Source organism: Candidatus Baltobacteraceae bacterium (assembly GCA_035502855.1).
Lineage (GTDB): Bacteria > Vulcanimicrobiota > Vulcanimicrobiia > Vulcanimicrobiales > Vulcanimicrobiaceae > Aquilonibacter.
This window is the reverse complement of the sequence record DATJTX010000016.1, coordinates 81,805-102,234: the sequence shown is the minus strand read 5'-3', so window position 1 is coordinate 102,234 and position 20,430 is coordinate 81,805. Positions and strand designations below refer to the sequence as shown.

Here is a 20,430-nt window from a genome sequence, read left to right as displayed (position 1 = left end):
CCCCCTACATCAAAGACCCGCCGGGCGGATAATCTTATCCGCCCCACCAGGCCGCACCCGCAACGAGTATCGAACTCCGGTCGAATTATGGAAACCATCGATCTGATCGGCCTGCGCAACTTTACCAAGAGAACCGGGCAACCCACACACCCCGAGCTGCTCGATGCGCGCCCGATGCAGCACGTCAACGAGATCGAGATCACCGAAGAACACATTACGATCAGCTACGACGAAGAGACGACGCGCTACTACAACGCCAACGAGATCACCAAGCGCGAGTGGGTCTATAAATATAACGATGACCCGGAATTCGTACGCGCGATCGGTAAGGTCATCGAACTGGCGCGCAAACACCTCAAGGATTTACCGGAGAACGTCGCCTGCCCACCCGGCTGCGCCGAATGCTGCGCCGGATATGAACCGTTCGTGAGCCGTGCCGACGTCGAACGCATCGCAGCGCACCTAGGAATGACGTATGCACAGGTGATGGACGAGTACGTCGTCAAGCGGCCCTCGGCCGACGGCTTCCACGTCGGCTGGCTTCGCAAAGTGAGCGACGATCTGGCCGATAACTGCGTGTTCTTGATGGGCAGCAAAAGCGGAAAGTACTATTGTGGGATTTACGAGGCGCGCCCACACGATTGCGGCGATTTCACGCCGATCGGATGCCAAGACGTCGACACGGCGCTCTCGCATCGCGCGAAGTTGAAGATCGGTCCGGCCTTCAGACCGAATGCCAAACGGCGTAACGGAACGAAACGGAGGTAACCGCTTTCGTTCGCCGGTAGTTAGGCGAATATGACGCCGACGATCGTTCGCCGCGCCCTTGCGCTTTGCGCCGCGCTGGCTTTCCTCGCACAACTCACGCCGGTTCAGGCGCAGCCGTCCGTCTCGTCCTACGCGGGGCTGCGCTGGCGTTTCATCGGCCCGCTGCGGGGTGGGCGCACCAAAGCGCTCGCAGGCGTGCCGAGCATGCCCAACCGCTTCTACATCGGCGCGGTCGACGGCGGCATCTGGCGAACCGATAACGCCGGGCGCACCTGGACGCCGATCTTCGGGGCCGAATCGACCGGCTCGATCGGCTCGCTCGCGGTAGCACCGAGCGATCCGAACGTGATCTACGCCGGCAGCGGCGAGGGGTTGCAGCGTCCCGATCTTTCGGTCGGGAACGGCATCTATAAATCGACCGACGGCGGCGCTACCTGGAAACACCTCGGCCTGCGCGACGGCGAGCAGATTCCGCAAATCGCGGTCGATCCGACCGATCCGCAGCGGCTCTTCGTCGCGGTGCTCGGACATCCGTATGGTCCCAATCCGCAGCGCGGCATCTATCGTTCGACCGACGGCGGCGCTACCTTCACTCAAGTGCTCTATCGCGACGAAAACACCGGCGCCTACGACGTGCGCATCGATCCGTCGAATCCGCGAATCGTTTACGCAACGCTGTGGGCGGCGCGGCAGGCGCCGTGGGAGATGGGCTCGTCGTACGAACGGCCGGGAAGCGGGATCTTCAAGTCGACGGACGGCGGCGATCACTGGACGCGGTTGCAAGGCGGGCTACCGGTCGCGATGGGACGCGCCGAGATCGCGATCGCGCCCTCGGATCCGCAAACCGTCTACGCCTTCGTCGACGGTTACGGCGATTCGGGCGGTTCGGTATTCCGCAGCACCAACGGCGGCGAGCATTTCTCGCTGATGAACGACGACCAAACCACGGTCGGCAAGCGCGGTGACGACTTGGTCGCAATCGCCGTCGATCCCAAGGACCCCAGCACGCTCTACGTCACCAACACCTCGACCTACCGCTCGACCGACGGCGGCAAAACGTTCGTCGCGATCAAGGGCGCACCGGGCGGCGACGATTATCAGAACGTTTGGATCAATCCGAACGATACGAACATCATCGCGCTCACCAGCGATCAGGGTGCAACGATCTCGCTCGATCACGGTGCAACCTGGAGTTCGTGGTACAACCAGCCGACCGCGCAGATGTACCACGTCAACACCGACGACCGTTTCCCGTACGAAGTCTGCGGCGGTCAACAGGAATCGGGTTCGGCGTGCGTCTCGAGCCGCGGCGATTGGGGTGAGATCACCGAGCGCGACTGGCATACGGCCGGCGCGGAGGAATACGGCTACGTCGTCCCCGATCCGCTGCATCCCGGCATCGATTACGGCGGCAAGGTCGAGAAATACGACGAGCGCACGACGCAGGCACAGGAGGTCTCGCCGAACCCGCTACGCTCGAACGGCTATCGCGTCGTTCGCACCGAGCCGATCGCCTTCGATCACTTCGACCGCTCCCTGATGTACTTCGGCGCCAACCGCATCTACGCAACGCGCAACGGCGGGATGAACTGGCACACGATCAGTCCCGATCTCACCCGGAAACACCCGAAGATTCCAAGTGTCATCACCGCCTTCGAAGGCAACGATCCGCGCAGGGGGATGCATCGCGGCGTCGTCTACGCGCTCGCGCCCTCGTACAAACATGCGGGCACGCTGTGGGCCGGCACCGATGACGGTTTGGTATGGATCACGCGCGACGGCGGTGCGCACTGGCGCAACGTCACGCCGCCTTCGCTCACCGCCTGGAGCAAGATTTCGATCATCGATGCGTCACGCTTCGACGACGATACGGCCTACATCGCGGTCAATCGTTTCCGGCTCGATGACCTGCGCCCGTGGATTTACCGCACGCACGACGGGGGCGCGCATTGGACGCTGATCACGGCCGGCTTGCCGGCCGACGAGCCGGTGAACGCGGTGCGCGCCGATCCGCGAGTCCCGGGCTTGCTTTATGCAGGCACCGAAGGCAACGTGTTTGTTTCGTTCGACGACGGGGAGCGCTGGCAATCGCTCCAGCTCAATCTTCCGCACACCTCGATGCGCGATCTCGACGTGCACGGCAACGATTTGGTGGTCGCCACGCATGGCCGCGGGTTCTGGATCCTCGACGACGTCGAGCCGCTGCGCGAGCTGGCGCGCACCGCCGCCTGGAACGGCCCGCATCTCTTCGCACCGGTGGCGGCATATCGCGTTCGGCGCGACACCAATACCGATACGCCGCTTCCGCCCGAGGTGCCGCACGGTATGAATCCGCCCGACGGCGCAATTTTCTACTACACGCTCTCCAAACCGGCCACACGGGTTACGATCTCGATTTACGACGCGCACGGCAGACTCGTGCGCGCGTATGCGAGCAACGATCCCGCGCCGGCGCCGGTCGAGTTCGACAAGCCTACTTATTGGGAGAAGCCGTTCGTGCGTCCCTCGGCCGATGCCGGCATGCACCGCTTCGTCTGGGATCTGCGCGAGCCGGCGCCGCGCTCGGTTTCCGTCGATCTGCCGATCTCGGCCGTCGACCACGACACGCCGCGTGTGCCCCAAGGCGCGCTCGTCGTCCCGGGACGCTACACGGTGCGGCTCGATGCGGACGGCATCGTGCCCACCGCACCGCTGACCGTCCTCATGGATCCGCGGATTCGCATCGCGGCGGCGGCGCTCGAGCGGCAGTATCGCATCGCGCATGACGTGGCTAAGCTGATCGACCGTACCTATGAGGCGCGCGGACGCGCCGAGGCGCGCAAGAACGCAGCCTCGGCGGCGACGTTCTCGAAGCTGAACGACTCCCTCACCTTCCTGATCGGCCTCGTCGACGGCGCGGACGCGCCCGTCCCCGCCGGCACGGTCGCCGCCTATTGTTCGCTTCGTTCGCAGGTGCTGCGAGCACTAGGCAGTCCGGTCAGCAGTCCGGTCATCCGCAACCCCGATTGCGGTCGTTAGGTTTTCACAGATGCCAATAAGGAGACTCGCACTCATGAAGAATCTTCGCTTCGCTCTCCTAGCAGCTACGCTTGCGGGCGTGCTCGCTTCAAGCACGGCGGCCGCGGCGCCGGTGACGACGCTGACGGTCAAGATGGTCGCGCAAAACGATAGCGGCGAGAATGGAACGGCGGTGCTCACGCAAGTGTCCGACGGCGTGCGTATCGCGGTCAAGCTCGACGGAACCCCGCAAGACGTTCCGCAGCCGACCCACATTCACATCGGGAACTGCGGACACATCAACAAGGCGCCGGAATACCCGCTCAGCAACACGGTGAACGGCTCCGGTCTTTCCACCGTCAAAGGCGTCACGCTGGATCAGCTGCTCGCCGGGACCTACGCGATCAACGTGCACAAGAGCGGCACCGATCTCGGCACCTACGTTTCATGCGGGAACATCAAGGCGTAGCTTTAAAAACCCGCTCAAAGATCGCTCAAAACGGCGCGCCGCTGAAACCGGCCCGCCGTTTTTGCGTATGTGATTGACGATGAGGCGACCGTTCCTTGCTTGCTGCGCGCTCGTTGCAGCCTTGACCGGCGTTGCCCGGGCCGGCGATCCGCCGCCGGCTGCGAGGGTGCCCGCCCTTGCCGCGCCGTCGGTTGCCGGGACCATCGACGCGTCCTGGGCAAAAGCAGCGACACTTCACCTCGACCACGACTTCACCTATCGGCGCAGCGCCACCGAGCCGACTGAGGTGCGAGTCGCCGAAGACGGAACCGCAATCTACGTTGCCTTCGAGGTGACGCAGGCTGAGCCGCTGACCGCGAACCAGCACACCAACGGCAGTTCGGTGCAAAGCGACGACTATGTCGGCGTCTACCTCGATCCGCAAGGGCAGCGTGGATTCGACTACGGCTTCTTCGCCAATCCCAACGGCGCGCGGTATCAAACCTCGAGCGAGAACAGCGCCTATTCGCCCGAGTGGATCGCGGTCGCCAAGCGAACCGCCGGCGGCTACGTCGTGACCATGCGCATTCCGCTGCGCATCATACGCACCGCCGGTTCACGCGTGTGGAGCGCGCAGTTCGTCCGTTTCACGGTCGCGACCAACTCGCTCGACGTGTGGGCGTACTCGCCCGTCGCGACCACGGCGATCGATCCCACCTTCATCGGCACGCTCGCGGGAATCGGGATTGCGCCCGCCGGCGGACGCGGCGGCGCCGCGCGCAATCCCGTGCGCATTCAGCCCTACGTTCTCGGTGAGGCAACCTCCCACGCGAACGGCGGAAGCACCTCGCGCGTCGGCGCGGATTTTTCTCTCCCCCTGACGCCGACCGCCTCGTTTGTCGGCACCGTGCATCCGGACTACTCCAACGTCGAGACCGATCAGCAGACGATCGCGCCGACGGCCTTCGCCCGGCAGTACGTCGAGGTGCGTCCCTTTTTCACGCAGCTCGCGTCGTTCTTCAACGCGCACACCGGCTGCGACAACTGCACGACGACTCTTTATACGCCGGCAATTCCGGTCTTCTCCCAGGGTTACGGCATCGAGGGGACACAGGGGCACACGAACTTCGCCGCCTTCGACGCTTTGGGCTTCGACCGGACCGATCAAGCCGAAACGCTCAACTACAACTACGCCGACACCAAAGACAGCTTCGGCTGGGAGCTGCAGCGCGTCAACGTCGCGGCCTACGGGCTACAGGACAACACGTTCACCTATGACGGCGGGTATATCGATCAGCGAACGCGTTTGCTGGTCTATACCAACAACGGCGTCGAGACCGGCACGCTCGTCACCGATCCGGGCCTGGGCACCTATCACGACGGCGGCATCGGCTACGCAACCGCGCTCACGACGATTCTCGCCGGCATCCAGCGCATCGGCGCCCAATTCGACCCGCTCGACGGGTACACCGCGCAAAGCGACATCTTGGGGTATCAAATCTATACGAGCCAGATGATGAATTTCTCGCCGTCGTTCTGGCTTCACGACATTTTGGTGACGAATTACTTCGCTCGTTACAACAACCATTTCGATCTGCTCTCGCAGACCGACGAAGATCCGCAGGTCAACGTCGACTTTCGCAACCTGATGACGGTCCACGTCTATAACGCCTCGAACGGGGTTCGCACGTTCGCAAACGAGTTTCTGCCGTTCGACCAGAGCGGCGCTCTTCTCGGATACCGGATCAACACCAACACGCCCGCATACGTTGCGTATACCGGCGGACCATATTATCATGGGCACCTGGACTCGTGGATTTATCTGGCGACCTTGCCGATCACACGCCGCGTCCACCTCGCGCTGGAGACCGACGAAGACAAGTACCTCACCGCATATCCAGGCGAGCTGACGACGAATCAGTGGCTCGAACGCACCTCGCTCGACTGGCAGCCCAGCAAAGTGCTGCAATTCGACGTCGGCCTGCGCCGGATCATCGGCGGTAACCTGCCGAACTCGTTCGAGCCGCTCACCTACGCGGCGTCATCCTGCGCCGCCGATCCATATTTGGCAGGCTGTTTCGTGAACGCCGGCAACGTCTCGCTGGCGGCACACTTCCTCTACGCGCGCAACGAGTTCTACCTGGTCTACGGGAACGCGAACGATCTCTCGACCGAACCCGCGCTCTTCCTCAAGTGGATCCGCTACGTCGGCGCCGAGAAGGGAACGTAGTTGTACGTTCGCTGCGCTCACTACGCTCGGGATGACAAAAGTTCCGCAAATCGATCCTTGTCCACGTTTCCGCCGCTCAACACGATGCCCACGCGCCGGCCCTCGACGGGAATCCGGCCGTTCAATACGGCGGCGAAACCGGCGACGCCGCTCGGCTCGACGACCAGTTTCATGCGTTCGAAGACAAGGCGCATCGCCTCGACCAGCTCGTCATCGCTCACGGTGACGATACCCCGCGCGTGATCGCGCACGATCGGAAAGGTCACCTCGCCCACCATCTGCGTCTGCAAACCGTCGGCGATCGTCTTTGGAACGGCGATCAGCACGCGTTCGCCGCGCTCGAACGACTGCTGCACGTCGTTGCCGGCCTGCGGCTCGACGCCCCACATCTCGATATCCGCATCGAGGCCGTGCGCCGCGACACAGCAACCGCCGAACAGCCCGCCGCCGCCGACCGGTGTCACGATCGCGTCGAGCGGACCCGCGTCGTGCAGTAATTCGAGCGCGGTCGTGCCCGCGCCGGCGACGATCCGCTCGTCATCGTAGGGCGGCACGATCGTGGCGCCGCGCTCCGCCGCGATGCCCTGCGCGATCACCGCACGGTTCTCTTCCGAGCGTTCGTAGAGGACGACCTCGGCGCCATATCCGCGGGTGGCCGCGAGCTTGCTCTCCGGTGCGTCGCGCGGCATCACGATCGCCGCCGGAATATCGAGCAATTTGGCCGCCAGCGCCACGCCTTGCGCGTGATTGCCGCTCGAATAGGCGACGACGCCCGCGCGCCGTTCTTCCGGCGAGAGCTGGGCCAGACGATTGTACGCTCCGCGAAACTTGAAGGCGCCCATGCGCTGCAGGTTCTCGCATTTGAAGAACAACTGCGCGCCGGTGAGCCGGTCGAACGTCTGCGAAGTCAGCGTCGGCGTGTGGTGTGCCACGCCGCGAATGCACTGCGCCGCCTCGACGACGTCGCTGAAGCTAACGGGCATCGATCATATGAAAGCGCCAGGCCGTTACCTTGTCCTGATCGTCGATCGCCAGCTCCTCGCGGTAGGTGTGCTTCTCGAACTTGACGTCGAAGCAATGCGCACCGGGATCGCAGGGCGTCACCTCCTTGACCGAGAGCAATTTTCCTTGGTCGTCGAGTTCGTCGGCCCACTGCGCCACCTGCAGCCGCGTGATATTCACCCCGGGCGCAATGTCGTTCTTGACCGGCGCGAGGTCGTTGTTCATCACCGCTCGCGTGATACGATCGGCCTCGCGCTCGTATTTGTTTTCCGACGCGCAACCGCTCAAAAGGACGGCCGCGCACGCGAGCACCGCGGCGATTTTGGCAACCTTCACGTCGATATGACCTCCCGGGTGACGTACGGCAAAAACGTGAGCGACGGGTTCCATTCCTGCGCTAAACGGACGCTCCACTCGTTCTCGAAAAGCGCGACCGGCCGGCCTTCCCAATCTTCGACCAAACGGGCATTGGTGGGCAGCTGCGCGCGCGCGGCCGCATCCGGGTCCCCGCCGATCCGCAGCGCCAGCGCGAGCGCCAGCGGTGAAACGTGCGTTTTCACGCTGTACTCGGCTTCGAGCCGGTATTTCGCCACCTCGAACTGCAGCTCGCCGACGACGCCGAAGATCGGCTCCGTACGGGTGGATGCCCAGGGGTAAAAGACCTGCACCGCTCCCTCTTCGCGCAGCTGCGCGACGCCTTTGGCAAACGACTTGTAGCTCGACGTATCGATACTACGCACGGACGCGAAATGTTCCGGCGGGAAGGCCGGAATCGGCGGAAAGACGACCGGCGCGCCCTCGTAAAGCGTGTCGCCGATCGCGAAGACGCCCGGGTTTGCCAGCCCGACCACGTCACCGGCGTACGCCGCCTCGAGCGATTCGCGTTCGTCGGCAAAAAGTTTCATCGCGCGCGCCAGGCGTACGTCCTTGCCGGTGCGCTCGTTGCGCACCGTCATGTCGCGTTCGAATTTTCCGGAGCACACGCGCACGAACGCGACCCGGTCGCGATGGCGCGGATCCATATTGGCTTGAATCTTGAAGACGAATCCGGTGAAGCGCTCGTCGTTCGGATCGATCATCCCGCGGCCGGCCGGCGGCGGGCTCATTTCGACGAACTCATCGAGAAAGAGCTGCACGCCGAAGTTGGTCACCGCCGACCCGAAGAAGACCGGCGTGACCCCGCCGCGCAGCATCGCCGCGCGATCGAACGCACCGCCCGCGCCTTCCAGCAGATCGAGACCCTCGACGAACGAGGTGAAGGTGACGCCGTCCACCAGCTGCCTCAGCTGCGGATCGCGCGCGTCGGCCGTTTGGACCAGCGCTTTGGTTGCGCCGTGCGCGCTGCGCTCGAAGAGATGCAGTTCGCGAGTACGCCGGTCGTAGACGCCCCGAAACGTTTCACCGTTGCCGAGCGGCCAATTCATCGGATAGGCGGCGATGCCGAGTACGCGCTCCAGTTCGTCGAGCAATTCGAGCGGGTCGCGGCTGGGCCGGTCCATCTTGTTGATAAACGTAAAAAGCGGCACTTTGCGATCGCGGCAGATCGCAAAGAGTTTTTTCGTCTGCGGCTCGACGCCCTTGGCCGCGTCGATCAGCATCACCGCCGCATCGGCGGCGAGGAGCGTGCGGTACGTATCTTCGCCGAAGTCTTGGTGGCCGGGCGTATCGAGCAAGTTGATCGTGTACCCGTGATACGGAAACTGGAGAACCGTCGAGGTGATCGATATCCCACGCTCCCGCTCGAGTTCCATCCAATCGCTGGTGACGGCGCGCTGCCGGCGCCGTGCCGAGACCTGGCCCGCAACGTGAATCGCACCACCGTAGAGCAGCAGCTTTTCGGTTAGCGTGGTCTTGCCCGCGTCGGGATGCGAGATGATGGCGAACGTGCGTCGCCGCGAAACTTCTTCGGTAATGCTCATCGATGATTGCTCGTCACGTCGTAGGTGCGCAATACGGCGGTCCCGCCGTCGACGCGAAAGAGCGCAAGCGAATCGCCGACGCGATAGAGCGTCGCACGCGGCGGAACGCGCAAGCGATCCGAACCGCGGTCGACCAGCAGCTCGCCGCTTCGCACCACGATCGTGCAGGGTCCGTACGATAGACGCGTTCCGGCCGGCACGGGTTGCGCTCCCGCCGGAATCCGTGCGCGCACGTAGGCCGGGCCGCCGCGCGATTCGCTGCGTTGGACGAAACAATCGGGAAGCGCCGAAAGCGCCCACGGCGCATCCCCGGTTACGCCCGAGTCCGCCGCTCCGCCGCCGCCTTCCGCGATTTTCAGGTGCTGCGGCGGCATCGGATGCTTCGAGCTCGCGAGACGGAAGCGGAGGAAATCGCGGTTGTACCAGGCGGTGGCGAGCACGGCAACGGCGAGGACGATCACCGTCGAAATCGCAAGATACCGGAGCACGGCTAACGCAACGTCATACGGGCCGCCCCGACCGCGTAGTCAGCCATGCCGTAGTAGAAATCGAAAACGCGCTCGCCGAGATCCTCTCGCGCGTCGATCCCGGACGGAAAGACGACGTTGTCGACGATACCCTCGCGCTCGCGCGCCGTCTCGGGCACGAGCACCGGCGCCGGTGAACGATACAGAACGTGGTGCGGACGCCGGTAGTCGTGAACGACGACTCCGGCACTGTAGCGAAATTTTGGCCGGGAACCGCTGTTGTCGATCAAATCGACGCCATGGAACAGCGAGAGCCATCCTTCGCGCACGCGAACGGGCGGCGTGCCCGCACCGACCTTGATCGATCCCCAATGCTCGTCGGGCGAGAGCACGATGACGCTCTCGCGCACCTCCAGCAACGCGTCGCGATCGCGCAAGGCGGCCTCCAGCGGAATGTAGCCGATGCGAATCGATTCGCGGTCTTCATAGGGTAAACGTTCGATGATCGGAATGGCCGCGCGTCCGTCGACCGCCGAGAGATGCAGCATTGGGCGGTGATAGAAAGCGAGCGAACGAACACCGCGCGGCGAGGTCACCGGTTCCGGAAAGAACGCGGCATCCTTGTCGTCGCCGCCGTCCATTCCCGGTTGATTGAAGCGCAAGAGGCCGATCCGTTCCCACGAATAACCGTCGTCGGAGAGCGCCAGCGCGATCCGCGGACCCGGCGGCCCGAAGGCGGTGTACGCCATCACGTACCGGTCGAGAACCGGGACGAACGTGACGCGCGGATCCTCGCAGCCGAACCCGGGAGAAGGGCGGCGTTCGTATTCGGCCTGCGGTTCGAGTGCAAATCCGTCGCGTTCGACGTCAAACCGTCCGTCGATCTGATCGACGCGAACGCGCCCGACACGCGAAATATTTCCCTTCGCGACGTCGCGCGGATAGAGCAACAGCTTTCCGTCACGGGTGCGCGCGCTCGCGGGATTCAAAGTCCCCTCCGCTTCACGCGGGTCGCCGTCCGGCACGAGGACCAGACCGAGTCGTTCGACGATCGTTTGCATCATGCGTTAGGGGAGGACCGTTTGGACAATGGGATCGTTGCTCGGCGTCACGACTTGGACGTGGATGCCGCGACGATACACCGAGTTCGGAACGATCCAGAGCGTATACGTTCGGTAGTCGGGTGAAGGTTCGCCGCCGTCGGCAGGCGCCTGCTCGAAGGCGACCACTCGAACGCCTTGATCGGTCGCGCGAATCGATTCGACGACCTGTCGGTATCCGCTGCGCGAATGCGGCCCCATGAGCAAAACCACTCCGAACTCGCCTTTGAAGCGGATCGGGGCCTTGATCCCCAGGCGCGCCAGGGAGTCCGGATCGCGAACGACGACGATTTGATTGCCGCCCGGTGCGGTCGTCGTGCCGACGCTCAGCGTCTGCACGCGTACCTCGCGACAACCGGCGAGGAGCAGCAGCGCCACGAGGGCCATCCAGCGCTTCACAGGCTCCTCGTTTTCGCATGCCCGACCGCGAGACATTCCTCCTGTCACCACCTTCCCCGGTCGGGCGTTGTAGAATGAGTCATGCTAGCGCTCGTGCTCGCGGCGATGACGGTCTCACCGAGCCCGTCACCGACTCCGTTGCTCAAGACTATCGTTACCGTGAAATCGTCGCCCCTCTGCGGCGAATTCGCGGCGCATGCCAACGCCGCGATCGGTTCGGCTGTGCTCAACGATGCGAGCCTCGGTTCGACGATCCTGGCGCTGCGCTCGAATGACCTGGCGGCGGGCACGATCGACCGTACCGCGGAGCTGCACCGCTTGAGCGATCTCGCCGATAGCATCTACCGGCAATATCGGGCGGGGGAACGCGAAGTCGGTATATTGCGTGACTTGGCGAGCAAGACGACCGATCCGCAGGAGAAGGCCGCGTTGAAGGATTCGGCCGACGCGCTCGGCGGCACCCTGTACCGGCAGCATCTGATGCAACGCGACCTCGACGGTTTCGTATCCTACCTCGAGACTGCCGACATGCGCGGCGGCTGGGACGAAGCCGAATCGAACGCTGCTCGCAGCCTCGGCGGTTCGGACATCGAGAACGGCGCGGTCGAAAACGACGGGCCGGCCGCCTATTGGCTTCCCCCGGGGTACGATCGTTATCTGCTCCCCGCCCCGCTCATGGTCGGCCACGAGTCCGTCGACGACGACGTGCGCATGGCGGCGTCCGCATCCTCAGATTTCCAAGATCGCATGCTCGCGGTCGAGCGGGACGAGATGACCGCCGGCGGACGGATCGAACAAGCCGCAGATAACTGCTAAGACGATAATCGTTGCCCTGCCAGGGGCACCCCGCGTACGCTTGAGGCTCTGATGAAGACCCTGCGACGTCTATCGGCCGCGTCGGTGGTCGTTGCGCTGGGCACGGTGTTGCTCGGTAGCTGGACCCGTATCAACGGCGCCGGCATGACCTGTCCCGACTGGCCGCTCTGCCACGGGATGCTCATTCCATCGATGGGCGGCGGAACGATCTGGGAGTGGATGCACCGTCTGTTCGCGTTCAGCGTCGCTCCGCTGGTGCTCGCGGTCATGATCGCCGCCTGGCGCGTGCGCGACCGAGCCCGCTACGTCACCCCGACGCTCGGCGTCATCGGTGCGCTTTTCGTCGTGCAGTGCTTGCTCGGTGCGGCAACGGTGCATCTGGCAAACAGCCCGATCTCGGTCGTATCGCACTGGGCGACGGCGATGGCATTCATCGCCGCGCTCTGCGCGATGATGCTCTTCGCCGGAAATCCCGATGATGCGCAACCGCCTGCGTCGGCTTCGCACGCCGAAATCGCGCTCGTCGGTATCCTGGCAGGCACCACGCTGGTGACCTTCGTCACCATGTGCATCGGCGCGTACGTCAGTTCGAGCGGTGACGGTCTTGCCTGCCTTTCGATTCCGGGATGCGCGGGAACCATTGTCGTATACACGCAAGGACAGTACGTTCAAATGTTGCATCGCGCGATTGCCGCCGCTACTCTACTCTGTGCCGTTTCCAGCTTCGCGTTTGCGTGGATGCGGCCGGTTTCGGTGCGCGTCCGGATCGCCGTCACCACCGGCTTGGGTTTGGTATTCGTACAAATCGTTCTCGGCCTGCTCAACGTGGTGCTGCGCTTGCCGATGGATCTTCGCGAAGCACATGCGTTTAACGCCGCACTGCTCTTTCTCGCCTTCGTGATTGCGACGCTGCTCGCGGCGCTCGACGCGCGCGAGCTCCGCCTCGAGTCGAGCCGCACGCCGACGTGAGCGCGATCGTCGATTATTTCGCGCTGGTCAAGCCGCGCATCATCGTACTCCTCTTGATCACGACGGCGGCAGCGATGATCATGGCGCAGCGCGGCGTTCCGCCGTTTGCCCTCGTCTTCTGGACCTTGCTCGGCGGCGCGCTGGCGGCCGGATCGGCCGGGGCGCTCAACTGCGTCTTCGACGCCGACATCGACGCGGTGATGCGGCGCACGATGGATCGCCCGATTCCGCGCGGCCGAATCTCGGTTACGAACGCAACGGTCTTTGCGGTCCTCCTGGGCGTCGCGGGGTTCGCGCTGCTCTATCTCCTGGTCAATCCGCTTGCCGCGTGGCTTTCGCTGGCCGGAAACGTCTTTTACGTTGCGATCTACACCATGTGGCTCAAGCGAACGACGCCGCTCAACATCGTCATCGGCGGTGCGGCCGGAGCCGTTCCGCCGCTCGTCGGGTGGGCCGCGGTAACGCATCAAATCGGCGCGCCCGCCCTGGGACTCTTCGCGCTGATCTTCCTCTGGACACCTCCGCACTTTTGGTCGCTCGCACTCATGACCGAGACGGATTATGACAAAGCGCACGTACCGATGATGCCGAACGTCGCGGGCGACGAGCGCACGAAACGCGAGATCATCTATTACACGATCCTCCTCGTTCTTGCTTCGCTCGTTCTTTATCCGCTGCACGTGATGGGCGCGCTCTACACGGCTGCCGCCGCGGTGCTCGGCGCGATCTTTCTCTACGACACGATCCGCACGTGGAAAGACGGCGGTACGCAGTGGGCGCGCCGTACCTTTAAATTCTCATTGCTCTACTTGGCGCTCATGTGCCTGGTGATGGTCGTCGATCGGATCATTGCGTAACAATCGTCCGTTCCTGCTGACACTCGCGCTGGGGGTCTTCGCCGGAGCGCTCGACCTCGGCGTTCTCTCCCCCGCCCTGCCCGCGATCGGGCGCGAATTCGGCGTCCCGACCGGCGACCTGGCCTGGATTTTCACGCTGTATCTGCTGGTGACGGTTGCGTCGATTGCGATCGCGAGCAGCTTGGCCGATCGCTTAGGACGGCGCACCGTTTACGCGGCGTGCATCGGCCTTTTTGCGCTCGGCAGCATCGTGGCGGTGACGGCACCGAATTACGGCATGCTGCTCTTTGCGCGCGTGCTGCAGGCGCTCGGCGCGGGCGGCATCTTTCCGGTCGCGACCGCGGCAATCGGCGACGTGGTCGAACCCGAGCGGCGTGGGGCCGCACTCGGCTTGGTTGCCGCCACGTGGGGATTGGCCGCGATCATCGGCCCCACGTTCGGTGGTATCGTGACGCATTTCATTTCGTGGCGCGCGATCTTCGCGCTCAACTTTCCGCTCGCGGCGATCGTGCTCGTTCTCGCGTATCGCTACGTCCCGAACAATGCGCCGCGCCGGCGCGGGCCGCTCGACGGCCTCGGCCTTACGCTGCTCTGCATCGGGCTGCTGTTGTTGATGGACGGCCTGATCACCGCACGCGCGCTCAACGCCGTGCTCGGTGCCGGCGCGCTGGCCGCCTTCGCGTGGTGGGAACGCAACGCCGAGTTTCCGATCGTTCCGCCCTCCCTCTTCACGCCGCAACTTGCGAAGACGTATATTCTGGAGATCGCGATCGGCGTGCTCGAAGGCTCGCTTTTCTTCATTCCAACCGTGATCGTCGGCGCGCAGGGGCTGTCGTATGCCGCCGCGGGATTGATCGCCGCGCTCGGCGCGCTGATGTTCGTCATCGTCATCCCCGTCTCAGGCCGCGCGCTCGATCGCCTCGGAAGTCGCGACGTGTTGCTTGCGGGCGGGTTGTTGACGGAGCTGGGCCTCGCGCTCTTCGCGGTCGGGTTCCACTCGCTTGCACTCACGATCGTTTCGATGATCGTCGCGGGATGCGGCTTCGGTGCGCTGCTCGGCGCTCCGACGCGCTACATCGTGACCGGTGAGGTCGACGAGGCCTCGCGCGCGACCGCTGTCGGGCTCTTGAGCCAAGCGCTGATCGTGGGACAAATTCTCGGCGGATCGCTGGCCGGCGGGGTGATCGGACTCGCGACGAACGAGCTGCACGGCTATCGCGACGCGTACCTGTGCTTTTGCGGCGTTGCCCTGGTGGCGTTGGCCATCGCCGCCACCCTCAAACCCCGCAATCAAGAACGCGGGACTCCGCTCAAGAAGCAATCGGCGCTCCCCATCCAATAGCTCTTCCTGATGGGATCCTCACACGACGCAAATCAGGCCCCGCCGCTCCAAGACTACAATCTCTTCTCCACCGATCGCGCGCTGCTCGATTTCGTCGAGCGTGCCGCCCCGGCGTTCGATCGCAGCGAGCCTGCCGTCCTCGGAGAGCTTGCGGGCGATCCGGCGATGATCGCCGCCGGTTTCGATGCCGATCGCAATCCGCCGGAATTACAAACGCACGATCGCTTCGGCGAGCGCATCGATGAAGTGCGCTTCCATCCGGCCTGGCATGTGTTGATGGGCGTTGCTACCAAGCACGGCCTGCACGGCGCACCGTGGATCGAGCGCAGTCCGCACGCGCATCTGCAGCGGGCGGTGAAATTTTTCGTGTGGTCGCAAGTGGAAGCCGGACACCTGTGCCCGATCTCGATGACCTACGCCGCGGTGCCCGCGCTCGAGCACGCGCCGACGCTCGCCCCGCATTGGATCTCGAAGCTGGCAGCCCGTGAATACGATCCGCGCCTGCTCCCGATTACGCAAAAAGCGAGCGCGATCTGCGGCATGGGCATGACCGAGCGCCAAGGCGGCAGCGACGTGCGCGCCAACGAAACGCGTGCCGCCCGTGCCGGCACCGACGGCGAGTACGTGCTCGAGGGCCATAAGTGGTTCTGCTCCGCGCCGATGAGCGACGCGTTTCTCGTGCTCGCGCAAGCCGATCGCGGCCTCAGCTGTTTTTTGGTACCGCGCGTCCTACCGGACGGCACGCGAAATCCGTTTGCCCTGCAGCGTCTCAAAGACAAACTCGGAAACCGCAGCAACGCGTCGAGCGAGGTCGAGTTTACCGGCACGCACGGATGGATCGTCGGCGAAGAGGGGCGCGGCGTTCAGACGATCGTCGACATGGTCAACGGCACCCGTCTCGACTGCGTGATCGGCTCGGCCGCGCTTCTGCGCGCGGCATTGGCTCAAGCAATTCATCACGCGACCTATCGCAAGACGTTCGGCGCGGCGCTGATCGACCACGGGCTGATGCAGAACGTGCTGGCCGACCTCGCGCTCGAGTCCGAAGCGGCCACCGCGCTCTTCGTGCGCCTGGCGCGCGCGGCCGACGAGGCGCCGCGCGATGCGCAGGCTGCCGCACTCAAGCGCATCGGCACGGCGGTCGCAAAGTATTACATCTGCAAGCGCGCACCCGCCGCTGCGGCCGAAGCGCTCGAGTGTTTGGGCGGAAACGGCTACGTGGAGGAGTCGATCATCCCGCGCCTCTATCGTGAGGCGCCGCTGAACTCGATCTGGGAAGGTTGCGGAAACATCAACGCGCTCGACGTCGTACGGATTTTGCGCAAGCAGCCCGAGGCCGTGGAGGCACTGATTGCCGAGATCGATCCGGTGCTCGGCGATGCGCGCCTTGCCGGCGTCGCACGTTCGTTGCGCACCGACCTGGCGGAAGAGGACGTCGAGTGGCGCGCACGCGCGCTGGTCGAGCGCATGGCGCTGCTGTGGCAGTCCAGCCTATTGCTGCAACAAGCTCCGGAGTACGTCAGCGATGCCTTCATTGCGAGCCGCCTAGAAGGCGGGAGCGGCCGTACGCTGGGGACGCTGCCGATCAAGACCACGCTGCGCGCGATCGTCGACCGCGCCGCTCCACGCGAGATTTCGGCTGCATCGCCGGCGCGATGAAGCACCGGCTCTTCGATCGCCGTACCCGGCAGTTGGCGCACCGCCGCTGGACCGAGGCGGAACGCAAAGTCGTGTGGCGGGGACTGACCGGGCGCATGGCGATCGCGATCGAGCCCTTCCTCGGCATGATCTTCATGACGTTCCTGACCTGGGGCATCGTCTATCGCTCGCAACACGTTCCGGCCGAACGCACGCTGATCAAGATCGCGTGGATCTTTGCGATCGGTGCCATCGCCTTCTTCGGTTACTTCGTCGCGGTGCTGGTGGCGCCGTTCCTCGCCTACCTTCAAACCTACAAACCGATCTATATCGTCGACGGCTACGTGCGCTATCGTGAACCGGACGAGCACTCCGGTGAAGACGGCCAGGGCTACGTGGCTACGCTCTTCGAAGATCAGACGGTGGCGTGCGAGTGGGAGTATTTCGGCAAACGGAAACTCGAGAACGTTACGATTGCCGCGATGATCGAATTTTCGGTCTTCGCGGGAATCCACAAGATCAACGGACGTTCAACCGGCCTCCTGCCGGACGAGCTGCCGCTGCTCGCGATCGGCATTGCGCCCCGCAAAGGACCTCACCCGGACCCATAAAGTCATGGTGATGACAAAGGCGGTCCTATTTCGAGAGGTTGCCGAGGTCCATGCGCAGCGTGTGATCCGAAGGCCACATGTGGCCCCAGTAGGCGAAGCCCACCGTAAGGCCGCCGATGCAAAAGATCATCACGATGCCGACCGCGAGAATCCACCTCGTGCCGGTGCCGATGCCCTTGGACTGCGGCAGGTTGCTGAAATCAATGACGTCCTGGTGTTCGATCATCTCTAGGCCGCCTTCGGGAAGTTGCCGAGCACGCCCGCCCCTGCCAGGATCGCGATCACCGCGCCAACGCACAGCAGCCCGAGCATCAGCTTGAACACGTTGTTGTCGACGCCGGGAGTCGTCCAATCGTCTTTGAGCGCCTTCGCCGACGTTATTGCGACGACGATGCCGCCGATGATGGCGATCGTTCTCTCGAGAACGGGAAGATCGATATGCATGCGCCGGGTCCTTTTTAGGAGGAATGGATTTTGTGCAGATTGAGGAGCCGACGTCCGACGCGTGCAGGGGCACGCGAGGACCGAGGCGACGAAGAGCTGCGCAAAATACGTCCTCCTATATAAGGTAAAAGATGGAAAACAGTACAACCCAGATCACGTCGACGAAGTGCCAGTAGAGCGTGCCGGCGGTAAGGCCGAAATACCGGTCCTTGTCGTAGACGCCGTGAACCGATTGCAAGAAGAGGATGATCAGGTAAGCCACGCCGACGGACACGTGAAAACCGTGCATGCCGGTCAGCGTGAAGAACGACGCGCCGAAAATCCCACTGCCCGCCCACGTGACGTGATCCTGAAAGATCAGATGCGTGTACTCGTACGCCTGACCGCTGAGGAAGCCGACGCCGAGAATGATCGTTGCGATTATGAAGAACGCATAACGCCCGAAGTTGTTGTGCTTCCAATTCTCGAGCGCGTAGTGCATCGTCGCGCCCGAACCGAAGAGTACGACCGAGTTGAGCGAGGCGAACGCCACATCGAGACGGCTGATGCCGGGCGGCGGCCAGCCCTGACCGCTGTTGCGCATGTAGAGATACGCAAAGATGAACGACGAGAACAGGACGCAGTCCGAAACGAGGAAGAGGAGAAAGCCCATCAGACGCAGCTGGCGCGTCTCGACGTAGAGCTGATCCGCGGTTCCATGCTCGGCTGCCGCGCCGTGCGAGAGAGTCGCTACTGCCATATCGCTCCTCAGTGCGCTCCCGCCGTGACCGGCGGCGTGTCGGTGAGTTCTTCCTCGAGTCCCCTATACGGCAGCGGCTGTCCGAAGTTGTACGGCAAGCCGTAGACGGTCGGGATGTGCTTGAAATTGTAGTAGTTCGGCGGCGAAGGAATTTGCCAGTCGAGCGTACGGCCGCCCCACGGATTCGGACCGGATTTCTTGCCGTTGCGAATGCTCCATACGATATTGATGAAGAAGAGCAAGATCGCGAACGTCATCACGTACGACGAGATCGACGCAACGTCGTTCCAGAACTGGAATTGCGGATCGTACTCGGGCACGCGCCGCGGCATGCCGAGCATCCCGACCCAGTGCAACGGTAGGAACGTCCCGTTGAAGCCGATGACGAACAGCCAGAAGTGCCATTTGCCGAGGTGCTCGTTCATGAGGCGCCCGCTCATCTTCGGGAAGTAGAAGTAGGTGCCGGCGAAGATGCCCATCAGCGAGCCGCCGACCAGGACGTAGTGCAGATGCGCGACCACGAAGTACGTGCCGTGCACGTGGAGATCGAACGGCACCGCGGCCAAGAAGACGCCGGTGATGCCGCCCAGCGTGAAGAGCGCGACGAACCCGACCGCGAACAGCATCGCGGTCGTGAAGTGAATCCTGCCGCCCCACAGGGTCGCCGTCCACGAGAAGATCTTTACGCCGGTCGGAATCGCGATCGTGAAGGTGAGAATCATGAAGGGCAACTGGAGATACGGCGCCAGACCCGAGGTGAACATGTGGTGGGCCCAAACCATGAAACCGGCTAGCGCGATCGCCATCGAAGAAAACGCGATCATCTTGTAGCCGAAGATCGGTTTGCGGGCGAAGGTCGGGATGATCTCCGAGATCATGCCGAACGCGGGTAGGATCATGATATAGACGGCCGGGTGCGAATAGAACCAGAACATATGCTGCCACATGATCGGGCTTCCGCCTTTGGTCGGATCGTAGAACGGCACGCCGAATTGGCGTTCCATGAAGAGCGCCGCGAGCGCTGCCGCGAGCGCCGTCGTCGCGATCATCAGCAGGGGCGCGGTCGCGAATTGTCCCCAGACGAAAAGCGGCATGCGGGTGAAGGTCATGCCCGGCGCGCGCATCTGGTAGATCGTCACCAGGAAGTTGATACCGGTCAGCGTCGAGCTCACCCCGACTAAGAAGATTGCTGCCGCCCACATCGAGGTGCCGGGGCCGGCCTGCAGCGACATCGGCGGATACTCGGTCCATCCCGCGACCGGTGCGCCGATCAGAAACGACGAGAACAGCATCAAGCCCGCGACCGGGAAGATCCAGAAGCTGATCATGTTGAGCCAGGGGAACGCGACGTCGCGCGCACCGATCTGAAGCGGCATGATGATGTTGCCGAAGGCGCCCGTGAGCAGCGGAATAACGACGAGCCAGACCATCGTCGAGCCGTGCATCGAGTAGACTTCGTCGTAGACGTCGGGGCTGACGAAGCCGCCGTTGGCGTGCAGCAGTTGCGTGCGAATCACCTCGGCGAGCAGACCGCCGAGAATCAAGAAAACGAAGCCCGTGATCAGGTACTGAATTCCGATGATCTTGTGATCGATCGAGAAGATGTACCGCCGGACGAACCCCTGCGGCTCAGGATGGATATGGTCGGCAATTCCGCCGTGCACCGCTGTTGCTGACATGAAAT

General features: G+C 63.6%; 20 protein-coding genes. 10 read left to right on the top strand and 10 right to left on the bottom strand.

Annotation, left to right across the window (positions count from 1 at the left end; translation table 11 throughout):
- Positions 1–87 precede the first annotated feature (87 nt).
- The 4 genes from VMF11_03705 (at position 88) to VMF11_03690 (ending at position 6,443) form a co-directional block, all read left to right on the top strand.
- The gene (locus VMF11_03705; GenBank protein HTU69404.1) at positions 88–768 is read left to right on the top strand and encodes a YkgJ family cysteine cluster protein; all 681 of its coding nucleotides are present in this window, start codon (positions 88–90) and stop codon (positions 766–768) included.
- 30 nt (positions 769–798) lie between these two features.
- A complete protein-coding gene (locus VMF11_03700) occupies positions 799–3,786 on the top strand; it encodes a hypothetical protein (protein ID HTU69403.1) in 2,988 nt (995 codons plus the stop codon).
- A 34-nt stretch (positions 3,787–3,820) separates the two neighbouring features.
- Complete coding sequence (locus VMF11_03695) at positions 3,821–4,234, top strand: hypothetical protein (protein ID HTU69402.1); 414 nt, start codon at positions 3,821–3,823, stop codon at positions 4,232–4,234.
- Positions 4,235–4,313: 79 nt separating this feature from the next.
- Positions 4,314–6,443 (top strand): sugar-binding protein, encoded by a 2,130-nt coding sequence (locus VMF11_03690; GenBank protein HTU69401.1) that lies wholly within the window; start codon positions 4,314–4,316, stop codon positions 6,441–6,443.
- Between the two features lie 20 nt (positions 6,444–6,463).
- Here VMF11_03690 and VMF11_03685 read toward each other — a convergent pair whose 3' ends face one another.
- Genes VMF11_03685 through VMF11_03660 form a run of 6 tightly spaced genes read right to left on the bottom strand, consistent with a single transcriptional unit; the run spans position 6,464 to position 11,330 of the window.
- On the bottom strand, positions 6,464–7,426 hold the full coding sequence (locus VMF11_03685; protein HTU69400.1) for a threo-3-hydroxy-L-aspartate ammonia-lyase: 963 nt from the start codon (positions 7,424–7,426) through the stop codon (positions 6,464–6,466).
- A complete protein-coding gene (locus tag VMF11_03680) occupies positions 7,416–7,781 on the bottom strand; it encodes a hypothetical protein (protein HTU69399.1) in 366 nt (121 codons plus the stop codon). The genes VMF11_03685 and VMF11_03680 overlap by 11 nt, the downstream gene beginning before the upstream one ends.
- A complete protein-coding gene (locus VMF11_03675) occupies positions 7,778–9,364 on the bottom strand; it encodes a peptide chain release factor 3 (protein HTU69398.1) in 1,587 nt (528 codons plus the stop codon). The genes VMF11_03680 and VMF11_03675 overlap by 4 nt, the downstream gene beginning before the upstream one ends.
- Complete coding sequence (locus VMF11_03670) at positions 9,361–9,852, bottom strand: hypothetical protein (GenBank protein HTU69397.1); 492 nt, start codon at positions 9,850–9,852, stop codon at positions 9,361–9,363. Before VMF11_03670 ends, VMF11_03675 begins: the two co-directional genes overlap by 4 nt.
- A gap of 2 nt (positions 9,853–9,854) precedes the next feature.
- Positions 9,855–10,895, bottom strand: a complete 1,041-nt coding sequence (locus VMF11_03665) for a hypothetical protein (GenBank protein HTU69396.1) — start codon at positions 10,893–10,895, stop codon at positions 9,855–9,857.
- Between the two features lie 3 nt (positions 10,896–10,898).
- The gene (locus VMF11_03660; protein ID HTU69395.1) at positions 10,899–11,330 is read right to left on the bottom strand and encodes a hypothetical protein; all 432 of its coding nucleotides are present in this window, start codon (positions 11,328–11,330) and stop codon (positions 10,899–10,901) included.
- A gap of 81 nt (positions 11,331–11,411) precedes the next feature.
- Here VMF11_03660 and VMF11_03655 point away from each other — a divergent pair, with 81 nt between their 5' ends.
- Genes VMF11_03655 through VMF11_03630 form a run of 6 tightly spaced genes read left to right on the top strand, consistent with a single transcriptional unit; the run spans position 11,412 to position 17,563 of the window.
- The gene (locus VMF11_03655) at positions 11,412–12,146 is read left to right on the top strand and encodes a hypothetical protein (GenBank protein ID HTU69394.1); all 735 of its coding nucleotides are present in this window, start codon (positions 11,412–11,414) and stop codon (positions 12,144–12,146) included.
- A gap of 51 nt (positions 12,147–12,197) precedes the next feature.
- Positions 12,198–13,115, top strand: a complete 918-nt coding sequence (locus tag VMF11_03650) for a COX15/CtaA family protein (GenBank protein ID HTU69393.1) — start codon at positions 12,198–12,200, stop codon at positions 13,113–13,115.
- The gene (locus VMF11_03645) at positions 13,112–13,972 is read left to right on the top strand and encodes a heme o synthase (protein ID HTU69392.1); all 861 of its coding nucleotides are present in this window, start codon (positions 13,112–13,114) and stop codon (positions 13,970–13,972) included. The genes VMF11_03650 and VMF11_03645 overlap by 4 nt, the downstream gene beginning before the upstream one ends.
- The gene (locus VMF11_03640) at positions 13,965–15,314 is read left to right on the top strand and encodes an MFS transporter (protein HTU69391.1); all 1,350 of its coding nucleotides are present in this window, start codon (positions 13,965–13,967) and stop codon (positions 15,312–15,314) included. The genes VMF11_03645 and VMF11_03640 overlap by 8 nt, the downstream gene beginning before the upstream one ends.
- Before the next feature lie 9 nt (positions 15,315–15,323).
- Positions 15,324–16,973: an acyl-CoA dehydrogenase family protein gene (locus tag VMF11_03635; protein HTU69390.1), complete on the top strand. Its 1,650-nt coding sequence runs from the start codon at positions 15,324–15,326 to the stop codon at positions 16,971–16,973.
- Complete coding sequence (locus VMF11_03630; protein ID HTU69389.1) at positions 16,970–17,563, top strand: hypothetical protein; 594 nt, start codon at positions 16,970–16,972, stop codon at positions 17,561–17,563. Before VMF11_03635 ends, VMF11_03630 begins: the two co-directional genes overlap by 4 nt.
- Positions 17,564–17,588: 25 nt before the next feature.
- On the opposite strand, the gene VMF11_03625 is transcribed toward VMF11_03630, so the two are convergent.
- The 4 genes from VMF11_03625 to ctaD all read right to left on the bottom strand — a co-directional run bounded on the left by VMF11_03625 (position 17,589) and on the right by ctaD (position 20,425).
- Positions 17,589–17,789, bottom strand: coding sequence for a hypothetical protein (locus tag VMF11_03625; protein HTU69388.1), 201 nt, complete (start codon positions 17,787–17,789; stop codon positions 17,589–17,591).
- A 2-nt stretch (positions 17,790–17,791) separates the two neighbouring features.
- Complete coding sequence (locus VMF11_03620; GenBank protein ID HTU69387.1) at positions 17,792–18,007, bottom strand: hypothetical protein; 216 nt, start codon at positions 18,005–18,007, stop codon at positions 17,792–17,794.
- A 115-nt stretch (positions 18,008–18,122) separates the two neighbouring features.
- Positions 18,123–18,746 (bottom strand): cytochrome c oxidase subunit 3, encoded by a 624-nt coding sequence (locus VMF11_03615; GenBank protein HTU69386.1) that lies wholly within the window; start codon positions 18,744–18,746, stop codon positions 18,123–18,125.
- A gap of 8 nt (positions 18,747–18,754) precedes the next feature.
- Positions 18,755–20,425: a cytochrome c oxidase subunit I gene (gene ctaD, locus VMF11_03610; GenBank protein ID HTU69385.1), complete on the bottom strand. Its 1,671-nt coding sequence runs from the start codon at positions 20,423–20,425 to the stop codon at positions 18,755–18,757.
- Positions 20,426–20,430: the final 5 nt, after the last annotated feature.